This is a genomic window from Sorangium sp. So ce145, from assembly GCF_051525985.1.
In the GTDB taxonomy this organism is placed as follows: domain Bacteria; phylum Myxococcota_A; class Polyangia; order Polyangiales; family Polyangiaceae; genus Sorangium; species Sorangium cellulosum_B.
Genome location: NZ_CP150315.1, coordinates 88795 through 106685 on the forward strand (window position 1 = coordinate 88795; position 17891 = coordinate 106685).

Annotated in this window: 13 protein-coding genes; 4 read left to right on the top strand and 9 right to left on the bottom strand. The window is 70.3% G+C overall.

The window, feature by feature from the left end; all coding sequences use genetic code 11:
• Positions 1-37: 37 nt before the first annotated feature.
• From WMF34_RS00335 to WMF34_RS00350, 4 genes are all read right to left on the bottom strand, one after another.
• Positions 38-1174: a PLP-dependent aminotransferase family protein gene (locus WMF34_RS00335; protein ID WP_231864635.1), complete on the bottom strand. Its 1137-nt coding sequence runs from the start codon at positions 1172-1174 to the stop codon at positions 38-40.
• A gap of 463 nt (positions 1175-1637) precedes the next feature.
• Positions 1638-2288, bottom strand: a complete 651-nt coding sequence (locus WMF34_RS00340; RefSeq protein WP_437992037.1) for a cellulose binding domain-containing protein — start codon at positions 2286-2288, stop codon at positions 1638-1640.
• Between the two features lie 265 nt (positions 2289-2553).
• Positions 2554-3018, bottom strand: a complete 465-nt coding sequence (locus WMF34_RS00345) for an SRPBCC family protein (RefSeq protein WP_049876125.1) — start codon at positions 3016-3018, stop codon at positions 2554-2556.
• A 223-nt stretch (positions 3019-3241) separates the two neighbouring features.
• Positions 3242-3424, bottom strand: a complete 183-nt coding sequence (locus WMF34_RS00350; RefSeq protein ID WP_162143962.1) for a hypothetical protein — start codon at positions 3422-3424, stop codon at positions 3242-3244.
• A gap of 208 nt (positions 3425-3632) precedes the next feature.
• Here WMF34_RS00350 and WMF34_RS00355 point away from each other — a divergent pair, with 208 nt between their 5' ends.
• The gene (locus WMF34_RS00355; RefSeq protein WP_437992038.1) at positions 3633-5276 is read left to right on the top strand and encodes an FAD-dependent monooxygenase; all 1644 of its coding nucleotides are present in this window, start codon (positions 3633-3635) and stop codon (positions 5274-5276) included.
• Positions 5277-5345: 69 nt separating this feature from the next.
• A complete protein-coding gene (locus WMF34_RS00360; protein ID WP_437992039.1) occupies positions 5346-5981 on the top strand; it encodes a TetR/AcrR family transcriptional regulator in 636 nt (211 codons plus the stop codon).
• A gap of 50 nt (positions 5982-6031) precedes the next feature.
• On the opposite strand, the gene WMF34_RS00365 is transcribed toward WMF34_RS00360, so the two are convergent.
• The 3 genes from WMF34_RS00365 to WMF34_RS00375 form a co-directional block, all read right to left on the bottom strand.
• Complete coding sequence (locus tag WMF34_RS00365) at positions 6032-6898, bottom strand: Hsp33 family molecular chaperone HslO (protein ID WP_437992040.1); 867 nt, start codon at positions 6896-6898, stop codon at positions 6032-6034.
• A gap of 190 nt (positions 6899-7088) precedes the next feature.
• The gene (locus WMF34_RS00370; protein ID WP_437992041.1) at positions 7089-11348 is read right to left on the bottom strand and encodes a hypothetical protein; all 4260 of its coding nucleotides are present in this window, start codon (positions 11346-11348) and stop codon (positions 7089-7091) included.
• A 13-nt stretch (positions 11349-11361) separates the two neighbouring features.
• On the bottom strand, positions 11362-13188 hold the full coding sequence (locus WMF34_RS00375; RefSeq protein WP_012232704.1) for an OmpA family protein: 1827 nt from the start codon (positions 13186-13188) through the stop codon (positions 11362-11364).
• Between the two features lie 346 nt (positions 13189-13534).
• Between WMF34_RS00375 and WMF34_RS00380 the strand changes: the two genes are divergently transcribed.
• Together WMF34_RS00380 and WMF34_RS00385 are read left to right on the top strand one after the other, a co-directional pair.
• Positions 13535-14146 carry a superoxide dismutase gene (locus WMF34_RS00380; protein WP_012232705.1) on the top strand — a complete coding sequence of 204 codons (612 nt, stop codon included), beginning with the start codon at positions 13535-13537 and terminating at the stop codon, positions 14144-14146.
• Between the two features lie 106 nt (positions 14147-14252).
• Positions 14253-15044 carry a GNAT family N-acetyltransferase gene (locus WMF34_RS00385; RefSeq protein WP_437992042.1) on the top strand — a complete coding sequence of 264 codons (792 nt, stop codon included), beginning with the start codon at positions 14253-14255 and terminating at the stop codon, positions 15042-15044.
• A gap of 45 nt (positions 15045-15089) precedes the next feature.
• Here the strand turns inward: WMF34_RS00385 and WMF34_RS00390 are convergent, their stop codons facing one another.
• Together WMF34_RS00390 and WMF34_RS00395 are read right to left on the bottom strand one after the other, a co-directional pair.
• A complete protein-coding gene (locus WMF34_RS00390) occupies positions 15090-16424 on the bottom strand; it encodes an acetylglutamate kinase (protein WP_437992043.1) in 1335 nt (444 codons plus the stop codon).
• A 5-nt stretch (positions 16425-16429) separates the two neighbouring features.
• Positions 16430-17431 (bottom strand): N-acetylornithine carbamoyltransferase, encoded by a 1002-nt coding sequence (locus WMF34_RS00395; RefSeq protein WP_437548526.1) that lies wholly within the window; start codon positions 17429-17431, stop codon positions 16430-16432.
• Between the last annotated feature and the right edge of the window lie 460 nt (positions 17432-17891).

The window sequence follows — 17891 nt, forward strand, 5'->3', positions numbered from 1 at the left end:
GGCGGGCGCTTCCGTGAATCGGCGCCCGCCGGCGAGGCTACGCGACCTCGGCCCAGCACCGCGCGAGGCGGCGCACGCCCTCGTCCAGGTCCTCGTCGCACGCCACCGAGGAGAAGCAGAGCCGGAGGGCGAACGGGTTCACGGCGCCGTGAGCCCGGAACAGCGAGCCCGGGTCGAAGGCGACGCCGTGCTCGATGGCGGCGGCCAGGAAGAAGGCCTCGTTCGGCTCGGCGTCGGGCTCGACCCAGATCGCGAAGCCGCCCGCGGGCGGGTCGAACCGCCAGCCGGGCAGGTGCTTTCGGAGCGCCCGCTCCATGCGGGCGGCGCGGCGACCGTAGAACTCCCGCAGGCGCACGAGCCGCTGATCGAAGTCCTCTGTGCGGAGGTAGTCTTCCAGGATGGCCTGCGGCAGGCTGGCCGCCTGCTGATCGGCGGATTGCTTCAGCTGGAGGGCCTCGGCCCGGAGCGAGCGCGGGGGCACGAGCCAGCCGACGCGGAGGCCGGGGCAGAGCGTCTTTGAGAACGTCCCGACGTGGAACACGCGATCGGGCGCCTCGGCCAGGAGCGGCCGCGGGGCGGCGCCGTCAAAGGACAGATCCGCGTAAGCGTCGTCCTCGATGATGGGCCGGAGGGTCGAGAGGACCCTGGCTCGATCGCTGCGCGACAGCGTGCGTCCACGCGGATTGGAGACGGCGGGCATGAGATAATAGGCATCGACGTTGCTGTCGCCGTCGACGACCGTCGCGCCGAGCTCCTGGAACCGATCGAGCGCGCCGGGGGAGCTCTCGCGGTCGACGCCGATCCTGGCGCGCGATCCGCGGACCAGCTGCGCGGCGAGGGACACGGCCTGCCGTGCGCCGCTGGTCACGATGACGTCGTCGCGAGCCACCTGGGCGCCGCGCCGGCGCAGCTGCCCGGCGATCCAGGCGCGGAGGTCCTCGTCGCCCTCGGGCCAGCTCCACGGGAGCGCCGGGCGGCTGGGGTTCTGAAGGGCGCGAACGAACGAGGCGGCGAGCTTCGAGCGCGGGAACTCGCCCGGGGCGGGCAGCCCGCCCGCGAAGCTGATGAGGCCAGGTGTGTCCGCGGCGCGCCGCTTCAGAGGGTCGAACCGCTCGAGGCCGTGTCCGAGCCGCGGTCCGCTCCGCGGCGCATCACGCGAGATCGGGGCCTGCACAGGCCGGGTGTGGGACGACGGGGGAGGAGGCGTTGCGCGCGCTGTGGCATCCATAGAGTTCAGGGTCCGAGCGAGGCCATTCAAGGATGGTGCCGCCCGGGCTGCCCGTCTCCAGATGGAGCGGAAGCGCTCGCGTCCCATGGCGGGACGGAATTCCATGGAAAATTGGTTACATCGCGGCAACCTGGGACGGGCCAGGGCGTGTAACGGCATGTTGCGGGGTGTGGCGTGCGCGCGCGGCGAGTCAGGCCGCCACAGGGCATCGAAGGGCGTGGAGGGGCGCGCGTTCGCACAGGGCGGCAGGCCCTGCGAGCCATGTCGGGCTGGTCTGACCGGCGGGGGAGCCGTCCTGAGATCGATCTCCGGAGCTGATCGTATGCCGAGATGCTGCGAGCGTTCGCCCGGGGCGGCTATCGATGTGGCGCTTGCTCCCGCAGGACGTGGAGCTCGTCCTCGTGGCCAGTCAAGGCTCTGTTCCCCAGGTGAGCACGCCGTCGTGGTACACGGTGACCCGCTCGAAAGGCATGAAGGTGGTGTTGGCGCCGAAGGAGTAGTCGTCGGTCTGCGTCATGCGGTCGTAGTTGTCGCCGTTGTGGATGCGGATCTGCACATCTCCGGATGTGACGTTCGGGGCGATGCGACCTGCGGCGGCGAGGAGACCGAGCTCGAGATAGTGATCGGCCTGCGTGCCCGATGCCTCGCCGAACGTCCTTGTGGCGTTGGCGCATCCGCCGAGGATCGACGAGAAGTCGCACTCGCTCTTGAGATCCACCTTCGCGACGTCGGCCGTGAACCAGAAGCGAATCGTCAGATCGCTGAGCGCGATGCTCGCATCGTCCGTGTTCTTGACCTGTACCATGAACGACAGATGCTGGGGCTCGACCGTGGTGTCCGTCGCAGCATATTGCAGCTCGAGCGCCGGTGTGGTCACGCCGCCGGTGGTGGAGCTCGTGGCGCTACCGCCGCCGGCACCATCGGCGCCACCTGAGCCGGACGAGCCCCTCAGATAGGGCGGATGAATGCTGGCCATAAACGGGCGACGTTTCATGTGTTTTGCGGATACCGCGCCACGCCGCGCCAGCGGCGTCGGTGTGGCGTCCCCGGCGTCAGTCATGTGAAGTGACGGGGCCGCGCCAGGCGTCCTCCAGCGGAGGCGGCGCGTGGGCCGGTTGAACTCGGAGTCCGCCATGAACCGCGTTGACCACTGCGCCGGTCTCTCCCCGTCGCCAAACGAGAGCACCGAACCGCAGTACGGGTCGTACTTGCCCTCTGTGGAGGGCGCGCTCCAGCGAGAAGATCGGTCCGCCCTGCCGTAGCTCACGTCCAGGGGAAGGGGCATGAAGACCAGGCGCTGCCTGTCGGTGAGCGCGCAAGCGGAGTCACGTGGCGCGCGCGGGCTGCGAGGCCTCGAGCCGCGCCTTCTCAGCGAGCAGCAGCTCGGTGAACGCCGCGATGAACATGCGCCTGGCGAGCGATCCGAGCGGCTTGCCGACGAGCGGCAGCGGGATGTCGAAGCGCGATGTCCAGTCGATCTCCGTGCCCTCGCCGCGCGGGGTGAAGCGGAGACGCGAGCCCTGGTGCCGGAGCGGCTGCGTGCTCTCGACGATCTGGTAGTCGAACGAGGACGGCCGCTCGAAGGCCGTGATCTCCTCGACGTAGCGGATCCGCTTCCCGACGCGCACCTCGCGGAGGGCGCCGAGGCCGTTGTGCTCGGTGAGCCCTGGCCGGACGACCTTCGTGTGGGTGCCGTCCCCGGAGCGCAGGAAGCGCTCGTGGTCAGCCACCGCGTCGAAGACCCGCTCGACCGGGGCGTGAATGTAGACGTTGACGTGGACCTCTTGCATGCGGCGACCATCGCACGACGACCTCGCCGAGCGAGCACGCGGACACGGTCTGCCGAGCGAGGGCGGGGTGGGGGGCGGGGGAGCGGGGAGTTCGCTGGTGGGCTTCAAGATCCGTTCCTGTTGAATGTGGCGGCATCGCGTCGCCGAACTCAACCAGGGTGCGATCGTTGGCGGCTCGACCTCGGTCGGTCGGCGGCGGCTCAACCTAAGTGCGCTCAGTGGCTCAACCTCGGTCGGTCGGCGGCGGCTCAACCTCGGTCGGCGGCTCAACCTCGGTCGGCGGCTCAACCTCGGTCGGCGGCTCAACCTCGGTCGGCGGCTCAACCTCGGTCGGCGGCTCAACCTCGGTCGGCGGCTCAACCTCGGTCGGCGGCGGCTCAACCTCGGTCGGTCGGCGGCGGCTCAACCTGGCAGCGGCTCAACCTCGGTCGGTCGGCGGCGGCTCAACCCCGGTGCGTGCGGTCGACGACGCTGCTGGGCGAGCTCAACCATGGTGCGGCTGACCGTGTGAATGTGTGTCAATGTGAGACATTCTTTGCCTTTATGCCTTGCCAACCGAAGGGGGTCCTCACATAAGGTGAGTGAATGCTCACTCACCAATCCGGAGGCGGCCTATGACAGAAGCTGTAGATGCGCTGGTCGTCGGTGGAGGTCCGACGGGCTTGACGATGGCCGGAGAGCTTGCTCGGCGCGGGCTCGCAGTGCGGATCGTGGACAAGGCGCTGGAACCCCCGCCGGATCACTCGCGAGCGCTCGTGGTGCAGACGCGGACGATGGAGATCTTCACCAGCATGGGGATCGCAGACGCCGCGATGGCGCGCGCCACGCGCGTCGGAGGGCTCAACGTCCTCCTCTCGAACGGCCAGCGCGCACGCGTGCCGATCTTCGACTTCCCGGAGCTCTCCACGCCCGTTCCAGGCATCTTCGTCATCCAGCAGTTCGACACCGAGCGCGTCCTCGGGTCGCGGCTGTCGGAGCTGGGCGTGACGGTCGAGCGCGGCGCCGAGCTCGCTTCCTATACCCAGGACAGCGCCGGCGTCACATGCACCCTCCGCAGGGTCGACGGGAACACCGAGGTGGTGCGCGCGAAGTGGCTCCTCGGTTGCGACGGCGCGCGCAGCGCCGTCCGCCAGGGCGTGGACATCGCCTTCGAGGGCGACACCTACGACGATCACTGCATGCTCGGCGACCTCGTCATCGACTGGCCGCTGCCGGACGGCGACATCTATATCAGCCCTTCGCGCCGGGGCCTCGCAGCGGCCTTCCCCGTGCCCGGAAGCCACCGGTTCCGGATCGTCCTTATCCTGCCCGAAGCGTCGCCGGCGCGCGGCGCGTCGCTCTCGCTCGAGGAGTTCGAAGGCGTGATGCGCTCGATGATCCCCACGCCCTTCAAGATACAGAAGGCGATCGTCCTCTCGCGCTACCGGCTGCACCACCGCGTCGCCACGCGGCTGCGCAAGGGGCGCGTGTTCCTCGCCGGCGACGCGGCGCACATCCACAGCCCGGCCGGCGGGCAGGGGATGAACACCGGAATCCAGGACGCGTACAACCTGGGGTGGAAGCTCGCGGCCGTCGAGCAGGGCAGGATGCCAGCGTGGCTGCTCGACACCTACGAGATGGAGCGGCTGCCCGTCGCGCGCCGGCTGATCGACTTCACAGACCGCCTCTTCGGGCTCATGGCCGGACACGGTCTCATGGGCCGGGCGCTGCGCATCGTCGCGCCGCGCCTGATGATCCGCGCCATCGGCGTCGCCGCCGTGCAACGCCGGATCCTGGGGTTCGTCTCGCAGCTCAAGATCCGATACCGGAAGAGCCCGCTGTCCATCCAGATCGGGCACCCGCCGGAGCGCGGGCCCCGCGCCGGAGATCGCGCGCCAGACGCCTCGCTGCTCAGCGCGGCGGGACAGCAGGTCCACCTGTTCGAGCTGATGCGCGGCGTCGAATCCACGCTGCTGCTCTTCGCCGGTCCACCCGGTCCACCCCATGGCAGCGCGAACACCGAGGCGCACGGGCGCGCCCGGCGGCTCGCCGCGGAGCTCGGCCGGCCGGACCTCAAGGTGCTGGTCATCAGCGCGCCCGAGGCCGGAGGGTACGCAGATCCGGACGGGCGCGCCCACGCGGCGTACGGCGTCGACGCGGCAGCCGCCGTCCTCGTCCGTCCGGACGGCTACGTCGGCGTGCGCTGCGATCCGCTCGATGAGCGCGCGCTCAGGCAGGCGCTCGACCGGCTCTTCACCCGCAGGTCCGAGGCCGCCTAGCGCACGCCGCCCGCAGCGCGCCCGAGCCGCCGCGCGGCGCTGCTAGATGTCGAGGAGAGAGGACACCGAATGAGCCGACGCCCGCGCCCGCACGACACGTTGACCGAGGCGCAGAAGAAGATCGTCGACGCCGCGGTGGCCGCCTTCGCCGAGCAGGGCTTCCACGGGACCGCGACCAAGGAGATCGCGCGGCGCGCAGGGGTCGCCGAGGCGACGATCTTCAAGTACTTCCCGAGCAAGCGGGACCTCCTCTTGGGCGTCATCGGTCCCGCCGTCGAACGGCTCGTCGGGCCCGCGATGGCGCGCTCCATGGACCCGCTCTTCGACGCGACGTACCCGACCTTCGAGGCGTTCTTGCGGGCGCTCCTCGCCGAGCGCATCGCCTTCGTGCGCGCGCACCCGCAGCTGGTGCGCATCCTCGCGCAGGAGCTGCCGTTCGACGCCGAGCTGCGGCTCGGCATCGCCGGCAGGGTCTTCGGGCCGCTCCTCGAGAAGGGGATCACCTTGATCGAGCACTTCCAGCGCGAAGGGCAGATCGTCGGGTGGCCGCCGCCCCTCGTCCTCCGCTGCGTCGCCTCGACGTTCGTGGGGTACATCGTCCACCGCGTGTACATCGCCCCCGATGCGGCATGGGACGACGAGGCGGAGATCGAGCGGGTCATCACCTTCGTGATCCGCGGCCTCTCGCCTCGCGAGCCCGCGTGACCCCGTGCGTGGGTGTGCGGCCCGCCGGCCGCGCGCAGGCGCGCGGCGGCTCAGCTCGTCGTCAGCAGCGAGCGGAGCTGCGACGGCGACACCTGGTAGTCCTTGCCGCAATAATCGCAGCGGATGTCGAGGACCTTCCCGTCCGTGACCATCTCCTCGATGTCGCTCCGCGGCAGGCTCGCCAGCGTGGCCATCACCCGGAGCTCGCTGCAGCGACAGCTGAAGCTGAGCGGCGAGTCCTCGAGCCGTGAGAACGGCATGCCGTACAGCAGCTCCCCGAGCAGCACGTCCGCCGAGGCTCCCTCGTGCGCGAGCACGTCGTCGAGGCGCTCGAAGTCCTTGAGCCGCTCGGTCATCACCATGAGCGGACCGCGCTCGACCTCCGGGAGCAGCTGCACGAGGTAGCCGCCGGAAGCGCCGACGCCGTCCGCGCCGATCAGCGTCGCCACCGCGATCATCGAGACGACCTGCTCCGATTCCTGCATGTACGTCATCAGGCCCGCGGAGATGCCGCCCTCGGCCGGGATCTCGACGACCCCCTGGTGGAGCATGCCGCTCGGCAGCGTGCGCATGACCTGCAGCAGCGACCCTCCGCCGATCTCCACCGCGCTCTCCGCCGTGGCCCCCTTGCCCAGGTTGACGAGGCCGCGGCTCGTGCCGTCCGGGTGCGAGTCGGCCACCAGGGACCCGTGACCGGCTGCGCCCTTGACGATCGCCTGGACCCGCAGGTTCGGCGCCATCGCCTCGCGCACGAGGATGGCGCCGGTGATCAGCTCTCCCAGCCGCTGCGCGGTCGCGCCGGTCGCAGATTGCACCGCGACGGCCCCCCGCACGGTCTCGGTGGTCAGCGCCGTGATGACGCGAAAAGCGCCATCCATCGTGATGGCGCGGACGACGGAATCAGAAGGTCGGGGCAAGATGCACTCTCCCGTGGGAAAACATCGTTAGGCCACGGACGGCCGATGGCAACCCGCGGCGCATCGGTCGCCGGAGGCGGAGGCGCCCCGCAGGCGGGCGCGCCTCGCATAAAAGCATAGTTATTCCGTTGGCTTGTAGCACAGGCGCGCCCTCCTGCGCGGCGCGGGGGGCGCCGACCGGGGGGAGAGCTCAGCTGCGCCGGCGGCGCCGGTGCAGCACGGCGGCGCAGGCGCCGGCCGCGAGCAAGGCCCACGGCGCCGAGCGGCCGCCGTCGCCCTCCGCGCCCACCGTGCAGGCGCAGCCGCCGCCTTCCACCACGACGCCCTCACCGGGGAGCGGCGTGGTGCACGGGCCGATCGTGTCGTCGGGGTTGCGGCAGCCCGGGACGCACTCCTTCGTGGCCTCGTCGCACACCATCCCGGCGCCGCAAGCGCTGTCCTGCTCGCACTCCGCGGGCTGATCGTCCGCGGGGTTGTTCGGATCGCGCTCGCCCTCGTCGACCACCCCGTCGTGGTCCTTGTCCTCCTCGCCGTCGATCACGCCGCCGCCGTCGGTGTCCGCCTTGATCGGGTCGGTCGTCGTGGCCCCTGCGTCAGCGTCGGGGATGCAGCTTTCCGCAGCGGCGTCGGTGGCCGGGTGCGAGCAATCCTTGCCGAGCTCGGTGCCGTCGAAGAGCCCGTCGTTGTCGCTGTCGGGGTCAAGGGCGTTGATCCTTCCGTCATCGTCGCTGTCGGCGCCCGGCTCGATCTCCTCGCCGTCGAGCACGCCGTCGTCGTCGCTGTCGGCGTCGTCCGGGTCGGTCCCGAGGCTTGCTTCCTCGCTGTTCGAGAGCCCATCGCCGTCCCGATCGCCGGGGTCGTCTGCAGCGTTGTTCGGATCGGTCTCGCCCGCATCGAGCATGCCGTTGTGGTTCGCGTCCTCCTCGCCGTCGCTCACGCCGCCGCGGTCGGTGTCCGGGTTCACCACGCTCGTCTTCGTCGCACCGCCGTCGGCGTCCGGCGTGCAGCTTTCGGCGCCGGCATCGGTGTCCGCGTCCGCGCAGTCCTTCCCCGCCTCGGTGCCGTCGAAGAGCCCGTCGCCGTCGCTGTCCGTGTCGCGCGCGTTCGGCAGCCCGTCGCCGTCGGCGTCATCGCTCGGGTTCGGCTCCTCGCCGTCGAGCAGGCCGTCGTCGTCGGTGTCGCGATCTTCCGGATCCGAGCCGAGGAACACCTCGAGATCGTCGCTCAGCCCGTCGCCGTCGCTGTCGACGTTCTGGCTGTCGTCGTCGCCGTGGCCGGCGGTCGGGTCGGTCTCGCCGGCCTCGATCGCGCCGTTCAGGTTGCTGTCCTCGGAGCCGTCGGTCGCGCCGCCCCGGTCCGTGTCGCGGTGGACAGGCGACGTCGTCGTGGCCCCGCCGTCAGCGTCCGCCACGCAGTGGGCGGCGTCCGCGTCGGTGCCAGGGCCGTCGCAGCCGAGGCCCATCTCGGTGCCGTCATAGAGGCCGTCGTCGTCGCTGTCGACGTCGAGCGCGTTGATGAGCCCGTCGCCGTCCGTGTCGTCGGCCGGGTTCGGCTCGCGTCCGTCCAAGACGCCGTCGTCGTCGGAGTCCGCGTCGCCCGGATCCGTGCCCAGCATCACCTCGAGGTCGTCGCTCAGCCCGTCGTCGTCCCGGTCATTGTTCTCGCCGTCGTCGTCGGCGTGCCCGCGGGTCGGGTTGGTCTCGCCGTTGTCCGCGACGCCGTTCAGGTTGGCGTCCTCGGAGCCGTCGCTCACGCCGCCGTCGTCGCTGTCCGCATCGATCGGCGATGTCCTCGTGGCGCCAGCGTCGCTGTCAGCGATGCAGTGCCCGGCCGACGCGTCGGTGTCGGGATCGCTGCAATCGAGGCCGAGCTCGGTGCCGTCGTAGAGGCCATCGTCGTCGCTGTCGACGTCGAGCGCGTTGATGAGCCCGTCGCCGTCCGTGTCGACGGCCGGGTTCGGCTCGCGCCCATCCAGCACGCCGTCGTCGTCGGAGTCCGCGTCGTCCGGATCCGTGCCGAGGTGCTCCTCGAGCTTGTCGCTCAGCCCGTCGCCGTCGCTGTCGGTGTTCTGCCCGTCATCCGCCCCGTGGCTCGACGTCGGGTCGGTCTCGCCCGCGTCGATGACGCCGTTGAGGTTGACGTCCTCCGACCCGTCGGTCGCGCCGCCGCGGTCGGTGTCCGGGTCGATCGGCGAGGTCGTGGTGGCCCCGCTGTCGCCGTCGGGCGTGCAGCTGCCCGCCGCGGCGTCGGTGCCCGGACCGCCGCAGCCGAGGCCGAGCTCGGTACCGTCGAAGAGGCCGTCGTTGTCACTGTCGGCGTCGAGCGCGTTGATGAGCCCGTCGCCGTCGTGGTCGTCCGTCGGGTTCGGCTCGCGCCCGTCGCGTACGCCGTCGTCGTCGGAGTCGGCGTCGTTCGGGTCCGTGCCGAGGTGCTCCTCGAGCTTGTCGCTCAGCCCGTCGCCGTCGCTGTCGGTGTTCTGGACGTCGTCGGCCCCGTGGCCGGTCGTCGGATCCGTCTCGCCAGGGTCGAGCACGCCGTTCAGGTTCGTGTCCTCGGAGCCGTCGGGCACGCCGCCGTTGTCGGTGTCCGCGTCCAGCGGATCGGTGGTCGTCGCCCCGGCGTCGCCGTCGGGCACGCAGTGCCCCTTCCGCGCGTCCGTCCCCGGGCCGGTGCAGTCCGCCTGCCCGACCTCGGTCCCGTCGAGGAGGCCGTCGTTGTCGCTGTCGACGTCCCGCGCGTTGATGAGCCCGTCGCCGTCGGTGTCGCGGTTCCAGAGCTCCTCGTCGCCGTCGCTGATGCCGTCGTCGTCGGTGTCGGCGTCGTTCGGGTCCGTGCCGGCGCGCTCCTCGTCGCCGTCGCTCAGCCCGTCGCCGTCGCTGTCGACGAGGATCTCCGTGGCCGGCGCGCCAGGCTCCGCGCCGTTGCCGTCCGTCGGGTAGTCCTGGGCAGCGCCTCCCTCGGGGCTCCGCCCGGTGACGATGGCCTGGTTCGCGATCGCGCCGCCCGTGCCCGGATCGATGGTCACGCGGAACCGCACTGTCGTGGTCTCGCTGACGCCGAGCGACCCGCCCTGGGCCGCGTCGGCGCCGTCGCCGAGCCGGACGCGGACCGTCCTCGATGCGGCGACGTACTCGCCCTCGTCATCGCCGGGCGCGTCGGTCACGCCGCCCAGGTTCGGGCCCGAGGCGATCTCGAGCGAGCCCGGCACGTAGGCGACCCCGGCGGGCAGCGGGTCGCTCAGCACGACCGCCGCGGCGTTGTCATCCCCGGTGTTGGCGACGATGATCGTGTATTCGAGCGTGTCGCCAGGCGTGACATTGCCGCCGTTGAGATCGAGGACCGACTTGGTCGACGTGGAGAGATCCGGGAGGCGCGTCGGCACGGACGTGATGAGGCCGCCGAGCAGGTAGCTGTCCGCGCCGTTGACGGCCGCTCCGATCTGGGCCTCCGTGTCGCCGGCCATGAGCAAGTTGGCCGGCACCTGGACCACGTCGATGTCGATGCCGCTCATGCTCAGCGGTCCGCCGGTGAGCCTCGGCAGATCGCCCACCGAGGACATCGGCGCGCCGAGGAACGAGCGGGAGCTGTTGAAGAAGTTGTTCACCGGGTTCTGTAAGTCGAACAGCGCGGTCCCGTTCCACTCGATCGCGTCGCCGGTGGAGCTGTCGCCGTCGTACCCGACGACGCCGAGCTTCGCCTGGCCAGCGCTCGAGGGGACGACGAACCCCGAGACCCTCCAGGCGACCGTCGCGCCGTCGATCACCTGATCCAGCCCGTCGAAGACGGCGAGGTTCCGCGCGGGCGCGGTCGTCAGCTCGTAGAGCACGACCATCCACCAGCCGGCGAACGCGATTTGCTGGCTCACGCTGTCCAGATCGGTCCCGTTGGAGATCCCGCTCAGGCGATATGCCCCCTGGCCGCGCGTCTGCACGATCGAGGTGACGTTGGCGACCACCTGGGCGTGGGCGAGGCCCGAGATCTCCGTCTGGCCCGAGATCGTACCGGTCACGCTCGAAGAGAAACCACCAGCCCGATCCAGGGTCACGGTGAGATCGGCCGAGGTGCCGCTGTCGCGGCTCACCGTCCAGTAGAGGTACGCGTGGGTCACCCGAGCGCCCGCGGGGAGGCTGAGGACCGCGGTGCTGCGGGCGGCCGCGGGATCGACGGTGTTGTTCGCCTCGGCCTGCCCGGAGAGGGGGCTGTCGCCCCGCCAGTAGATATCGGGCGCGGAGTCCCCCAGCGTCGCGGCCGTGCCGCACGTCCCGACCGTGCCCACCAGCGGCGCGGGCGTGGGCGACGCGCAGTCGTGCGCGAGCGTGTTGCCGATGAGGACGAAATCACCCCGCTGCGCGACCTGGACCCGCCGCACCGGAGCCGCGCTCGCGGTCCCATAGAGCGCCCCGAGCAGCGCGGCGCTGGTGAGCCCCGTGAATGCCAATCGCTTTGCCATCGACGCCTCCAGCCTAGGGCTGCTTCTTTTCTTTCTCGATGATGTTGAACTGGACGCGCCGGTTCTTCTGGCGACCCGCCTCGGTCTTGTTCTCCGCGATCGGGACGTCGGGGCCGTAGCCCTTCGCCTGCAGGCGCTGGGCCGCGATGCCGCGCTCGACGAGCGCCTTCAGCACCGACTCCGCGCGGGCCTGGCTCAGCTTCGTGTTGAACTGGCGCGTGCCGCGGTCGTCCGTGTGGCCCTGGACCTCGATCTTGAGGATCTCCGGGTGGTCCTTGAGCACGCCGGCGACCTCGTCGAGCAGCTCGTTGCTCACCGGACGGATGGTCGCCTTGCCGGTGTCGAACTGCACCTGCTGCAGGATGACGATCTCGGTCTCGGTCACCCGGACCGCGACCGGGCACCCGTTCTGCGTCGGATCTTCGTTCGGCTTGCCCTTCTCGTTCGGGCAGGCGTCCTTGTCGTCGCGGATGCCGTCGCCGTCGGTGTCGCCCGGGCAGCCGTTCGTGGCCGGGTCGGTCGTGACGAGGCCGGGCAGATCCGGGCAGGCGTCCGACGCGTCGGGGACCGTGTCCCCATCGCGATCGGGCGGCGGCGGGCACCCGTGCTGCTTCGGGTCGTCGTTCGCCGGGCCGGCCTGCTCCGGGCAGGCGTCGACGTCGTCCGTGATGCCGTCCTTGTCGCGGTCCCCTGGCGGCGGGCAGCCGTTCTTCTTCGGGTCCGGCGAGGCGACGCCGGCCACGGCGGGGCAGGCGTCGACCGCGTCGAGGATGCCGTCGTGGTCCGCGTCCTTGGGCGGCGGACAGCCGTTCTTCGTGGGATCCGGGCTGCGGACGCCCGCGGTGTGCGGGCACGCGTCGTCCGCGTCGGCGATGCCGTCGGCGTCCTGGTCCTGCACGGGCGGCTTCACCTCGGGCGAGTAGGCGACCATGGCCACCGCGCGGAACGAGGGCGTGCCGACGCCGGGGGTGAGGCCAGGGCCCACGCCGAGCCCGGCCTCGAAGTCGTCCGCGAAGCGGTAGCGCCCGCCGAGCAGGGCCTCCAGGTTGGTCGTGCGCTGTTGGACGTCGGTGACCGTGATCGCGCCGGTGATCTCAGGGCCGATCTGCAGGCGTCGCTCGTCGTCGAGCAGCAGCCCGACGCCGGCGCCCCAGTGCACCGTCATCCCCTGCTCGACGTTGGCGAACTGCTTCGTGGACCGGAACTCCGGCCCCGCGGCGAGCGACCACACCGCGCGATCCAGGTGGCCGCCGAGGATGAGCTGCGGACCGCCGCGCACGCTGCCGTCGCCCGAATACGCCTCGGGGTCGCCGGTCGGCAGCCACACGTAGCCGCCGAGCGCGATCTGGAACGGATCGAAGTAGCCGCCGACGAGCGTCGCGCGCGCGCCGAGCCGGAGATCCCCGAGGGCGCTGCTGGTCGGCGGCGGCAGCAAGGCGCCGGAGGCGGCGCCGCCGTCGCCCGACTGGAGCGCGAGGGGCAGATCGACGTTCACCGTGAGGCGCTCCCACAGAGAGAGCGAGGCGCTCAGGTGGAGCAGGAGCTGGCTGCCGACGACCTTGCCGTCGCCGATGTCCTCGTTCCCCGACAACCGCCGCAACACGAGCGGATCCTGGGCGTAATCGCCGAGGAGCATGATGTGGGGCGCGGCGCTTCCTGCCGTGTAGGCGGACTGGACTCCGAACATCCTGTCGCCGGCGGGTGCAGGCTGGAACCTGTCGAGCGCGAAGCCCTCGGGTCTCTCAAGTTCCTGCGCCTCGGCGTGAGCCGCTGCGCCGAGCAGGCACAGCGCCGCCGCGAGCGCGGCCGTCGGATGGGTCCCCTGTGTACGAGCCGGCATGAACGAGGTCGCCTCCTTGCGCGAAGGAACAGCAAGCACCAGGAGTATCGACCGAAACGGCGGCGGCGTTCAACGTTTCACGAGGTTTGGGGGCGCGCGCCGGCCGATCGGGCCAGCTCGGGCGCGGCGCCCTGCGGCGCGCGGGGGTCGTGGCGTCCTGCGCGGGATCACGGCGCGGCTCGAGCCGGCGTCCGGAGTTTCCTGCGTGGGAGGTCAGGCCCGATGGCGTCGTGAGTCGGCGGTGTGTCGCGTCGCACGGCAGGGTTGCTACCGGAGAGCGGCAGCGGTAGAGCGGCCACCTGACCCCGCGGCACGCAGTGCTTGCGGTACTCGTTCAGGAGGCACCATGTCCCGCGAACCCAAGAGTTTCGACAACCTCCTCGGCGGCAACGCCAAGGGGCTGAGCGACCTCCAGCTCAAGGCGCACTTCACGCTGTACCAGGGCTACGTGAAGAAGCTCAACGAGATCTGGGAGCAGCTTGGCAAGGCCGACCGCAGCGCGCCGAACTACTCGTACAACGCGTACAGCGAGCTGAAGCGTCGCGAGCCGGTCGCCTTCAACGGCACGGTGCTCCACGAGCTGTACTTCGAGAACATCGGCAACGGCTCGACGCAGCCGAGCGCCCAGTCGAAGAAGCTCATCGAGGCGTCGTTCGGCAGCTTCGACGCCTGGCTGGCCGACGCGAAGGCGTCGCTCCTGAGCGCGCACGGCTGGACGGTGCTCGTGTACGACTACCAGGAGCAAAAGCTCTTCAATAACCTCGTCCGGACCGAGCACGATGTCGGTCTGTTCGCGAACACGCATATCATGGTCGCCATCGACGCCTGGGAGCACGCGTACTTTGCGGACTACCAGACCAAGAAGGCGGACTATGTGGCCAACGTGCTCTCGGGCCTGAACTGGGACGTGATCAACGCGCGCCTCGCGCAGATCGGGCCGCACGCTCAGCAGGGTTAGCCCCTTGGTTGCACGGCGGGGGCGCGCGCCCCCGCCGCCCCACCACCCCGCGATCCATTTACCCCATGTGCCCCGGCCGCGTTCGTCCTGTAGACTGGGCGCGGCGATGAGCAAGGCCGAGTCGAGCACCCGCGCCGCCGGGGAAGAGAGCCTCATCTACGTGCGCCGGATCCACCGGCGCGACCTGAACCGGGTCTGGGAATTCCTCAAGAAGGTGTTCCGCGACGTCAACCGGGAGACGGTCGAATACCAGCGGCCTCGCTCGAAGAAGCGGTTCCTCGAGGTCTACGAAGAAGAAGGGGTCGAGCAGCTCCTCTTCGAGGTCCGGGCGGCGCATGGTCAGGAGATCGTCGGCTACGCGGAGTGCGCCTTCGAGATCACCGGGACCGATAACTGGATGAACGAGCGCTACTTCACGAAGCACGACATGCGCCCGCTCTTCGTCGAGGAGCTCGCGGTCCACCCCGAGTACCAGGGCCGCGGCGTCGGCGCCTTCATGCTCGAGCAGCTCGAGCACCTCGCGCGCATCCACGGCTGCACCCACCTCGTGCTGGAGGTGGCCGAGAACAACGACGGCGCCCTCAAGTTCTACCGGAAGCGCAGCTTCTACCGGCTCGACGCCGCGATCTTCATGGCGAAGAAGGTCGCTGTCGACGCGGAGCTCCTGCCGCCTCGGGCGCTCAAGAAGCCCCGCAACCCGGAGGCGCTCGGCGCGCCCGCGAAGCCGAAGCGAGCGCCGCGGCGGACGCCGAAGGCGCGCGGCGGCGAGAAGAGGTCGAGCGCCCCGCCGCCCGCGTCGCGCCCGCCGCCCGCGTCGCGCCCGCCGGGCCCCGTGACGGACGAGGCGATCGATCCGCTCGACGAGGCGGAGCGCGACGGCGGCGGCGACCCGCCGTGAGCCCGAGCGCGACGGGGCGCCCTCGCCACGGCGGGTGAGGGCGGGTCAGACCGTGCCGTGCTGGCGCAGGGTTGCCGGCAAGCACAGCGCGTGATCGATGCAGGCGCGGATGTCGTCGAAGCTCGACAGGCCGTACCAGAACACTGTCCAGTTCTCGTTGCGGTAGCTGCCCTCGGCCTGCTGGAAATACCAGGGGTTGATCTCGTTGCCGTTCCGGGCGCGCCAGAACAGCTTCGGGTTCTCGCTCTTCATCCGCGTCCAGAGCGAGCCGCCGATCCCCACGCCCTGCGCCTCCGAGGTCACCGCGAACTTGTCGAGGTACGGAGTGAGCGGGGCCCTCCCGCCCGGGTCGAGCGTGAGGATCGCCGTCGCCCGGTAGGAGTCGGACAGGTAGATGCGATAGAAAGGCTTCTTGTCGAAGTAGTGCTCGTCGAGCTTCCGCTGGAAGCACGCCTCGAGCAGATCGCGAAGCCGGTCGCGGTCGATGCCGTCCAGCGTGTCGTGCCGGAGGATCCGCTCGCCGCGGCGGACGAGCGTGCCAGAGCCCGTGTGCGTGAAGAGCTCCTTCGCCAGGTGATCCGGCGACGTGATCGAGACCGAGGAGGTCGCCGGCAGCCCGTCGAGCAGGAGCTTGATCTCCTGCAGCTTGAGGCGCATGCCGCCGTTCAGCGAGGGCTGGGCCATGAGGCCCGCGAAATCCTCCTCGAGGTTGATGGCCGAGATGATGCGCCCGTGCTCGTCGAGGAGGCCGCCCGTGCTCGTGAGGAAGATCATCTTGAACGGCTGCGTCGCGAGCGCGAGCTCGCGCGCGGCGACGTCGGCGTTGATGTTGAGGATCTGCCCGCCCGGCGTCTCCCCGAGGCAGGCCAGGATCGGCAGGTGCCCGGCGCGGAGGCTGGACCTCACCGCGTCGACATGGACGCGCTCCACCTTGCCCACCAGCCCGAGGCGCGGCTCGTCGAGCAGCGACGCCTCGAAGACGCCCGCCGTGATCGGCCGCGTGCGCGTGCCCATCTCCTCGAGCGCCTCGACGAGCCGCAGGTTCTCGCGGAGGAAGACGCGGCGGGCGATCTCCAGGATGCGGGGCGTCGTGACGCGCAGGCCATTGACCCGCTCCGTCGGGATGCCCGCCTGGGCGAGCGCCCGATCGAGCTGCGGCCCGGCGCCATGGATGACGACGGGATACAGCCCGACCTGGTTGAGGAACACGAGCGAGGTCGCGAGCGCCTCGAGGTCCTCGTCGAGGATGGCGCCGCCGACCTTGATGATCGCAAACTTCTGCTGATCGACGGCCGCGTACTGCTTCAGGTACTGCTCGACCTCCTTGCGGCTGCCGAGGTTCCTGAGCAGGCGGACGATGACGTCTTGCGTCGAGCCCATCGTTGTCACCACCCGTTGGCCAGCACGTCCATCACGGCCTTCTGAACATGCAGCCGGTTCTCTGCCTCGTCGATGACCATCGATGCTGGCGAGTCGATCACCGCGTCCGTGACCTTGACGTTGCGCCGGACCGGCAGGCAGTGGGAGAAGAGCCCCCCCGCGGTGAGCGCCATCTTCTGCTCATCGACGATGAAGTGCTTGTTCTTGTCGCGGATGGGCTTCTCCTGCTCCCAGCGCCCGAAGTAGGGAATCGCGCCCCAGCTCTTCGCGTACACGACGTGGGCGCCCTCGTAGGCGGACTTGATGTCGTAGGTGATCGAGAGCTTCTGCCCGTTGCCTTCGGCGCTCTTCCTGGCGGCGTCGAGGTAGCGCTCGTCGAGGTGGTACTCCTCGCTGGGGCAGAGGAGGGTCACGTCCATGCCGAGCTTGGACGCGATGAGGACGGCCGAGTTGGCGACCGCGGTGTTGAGCGGGCGCGGGTGATACGTCCAGGTGAGGACGAACTTCTTGCCGTCGAGGCGGCCGAGGCGCTCCTTCATGGCGAGCGCGAGCGCGAGCTCCTGGCAGGGGTGGGTGATGGTCTCCAGGTTGATGACCGGCACGGTGGCGTGGCGGGCGAAGCCCTGGAGCACCTTGTCCTGACGATCGTCCTCCCAGCGCTGGAACTTGGGGAACGCGCGCACGCCGATGAGGTCGGCGTAGCGGGAGAGCACGCGAGCGACCTCCTGGATGTGCTCCTCCGGCTCGCCATCCATCGCGATGCCTTCCTCGAACTCGATGGGCCAGGCGCTCCGGCCAGGCTCGAGCACGACGGCGTGGCCGCCGAGCTCGCGGATGCCGACGTCGAAGGAGGTGCGCGTCCTCAGCGACGGGTTGAAGAAGACGAGCGCGATGGTGCGATCCTTGAGGCGCGGCTCGATCGGCCGCCGCTTGAAGCGCTGCGCGCGCTCGAGGAGGCCCTCGATCTCTGCGCGGGTGTAGTCCATCGTGGTCAGGAAGTGCCGCATCGGATGCCTCCTCGTTTGAACGGCGCGGAGCGGGCACTCGCATTGGAGCAAGCCTGGCGGTGATGTCAACGCTGCTCGCGCCGCGCGGCTCGCGGGCGATTCGAGGCGGCGGCCCTTCGCCTCCGGCGAGCGGGGAGCGCCGCGCGATGCGAACGAGAGACCGGTGAGCGTGGTTCGCTTCGAGGAGATTCCGGGAGCGGGAACCGACGCCGGTGGCGGACACGGTCTCGTGCCGGCCCCACCACCCGCTGGACGGGCTCGTCGACAGCGTCGGGGATACCAGGATTGCAGGTGCTGATTTCAGGAACGAAAGGAGTACGCAGGTCCCCTAGGGAAATACTCGCGGAAACCGGGGGTGCAACCCTTGGCCTGCATCCTGCTAAACAGGTAGGGCAGAGCGCCCGTGACGGTTTCCCCCCCCACCGTCGAATGGGCGCTCTTTTTTTTGTGCTTTGGTGGT

Excerpts from the sequence above, each read along its gene's own strand:
- WMF34_RS00340 (WP_437992037.1), bottom strand. The coding sequence starts at position 2,288 with ATGACTGACGCCGGGGACGCCACACCGACGCCGCTGGCGCGGCGTGGC.
- WMF34_RS00345 (WP_049876125.1), bottom strand. The coding sequence starts at position 3,018 with ATGCAAGAGGTCCACGTCAACGTCTACATTCACGCCCCGGTCGAGCGG.
- WMF34_RS00355 (WP_437992038.1), top strand. The coding sequence starts at position 3,633 with ATGACAGAAGCTGTAGATGCGCTGGTCGTCGGTGGAGGTCCGACGGGC.
- WMF34_RS00360 (WP_437992039.1), top strand. The coding sequence starts at position 5,346 with ATGAGCCGACGCCCGCGCCCGCACGACACGTTGACCGAGGCGCAGAAG.
- WMF34_RS00370 (WP_437992041.1), bottom strand. The coding sequence starts at position 11,348 with ATGGCAAAGCGATTGGCATTCACGGGGCTCACCAGCGCCGCGCTGCTC.
- WMF34_RS00375 (WP_012232704.1), bottom strand. The coding sequence starts at position 13,188 with ATGCCGGCTCGTACACAGGGGACCCATCCGACGGCCGCGCTCGCGGCG.
- WMF34_RS00380 (WP_012232705.1), top strand. The coding sequence starts at position 13,535 with ATGTCCCGCGAACCCAAGAGTTTCGACAACCTCCTCGGCGGCAACGCC.
- WMF34_RS00385 (WP_437992042.1), top strand. The coding sequence starts at position 14,253 with ATGAGCAAGGCCGAGTCGAGCACCCGCGCCGCCGGGGAAGAGAGCCTC.
- WMF34_RS00390 (WP_437992043.1), bottom strand. The coding sequence starts at position 16,424 with ATGGGCTCGACGCAAGACGTCATCGTCCGCCTGCTCAGGAACCTCGGC.
- WMF34_RS00395 (WP_437548526.1), bottom strand. The coding sequence starts at position 17,431 with ATGCGGCACTTCCTGACCACGATGGACTACACCCGCGCAGAGATCGAG.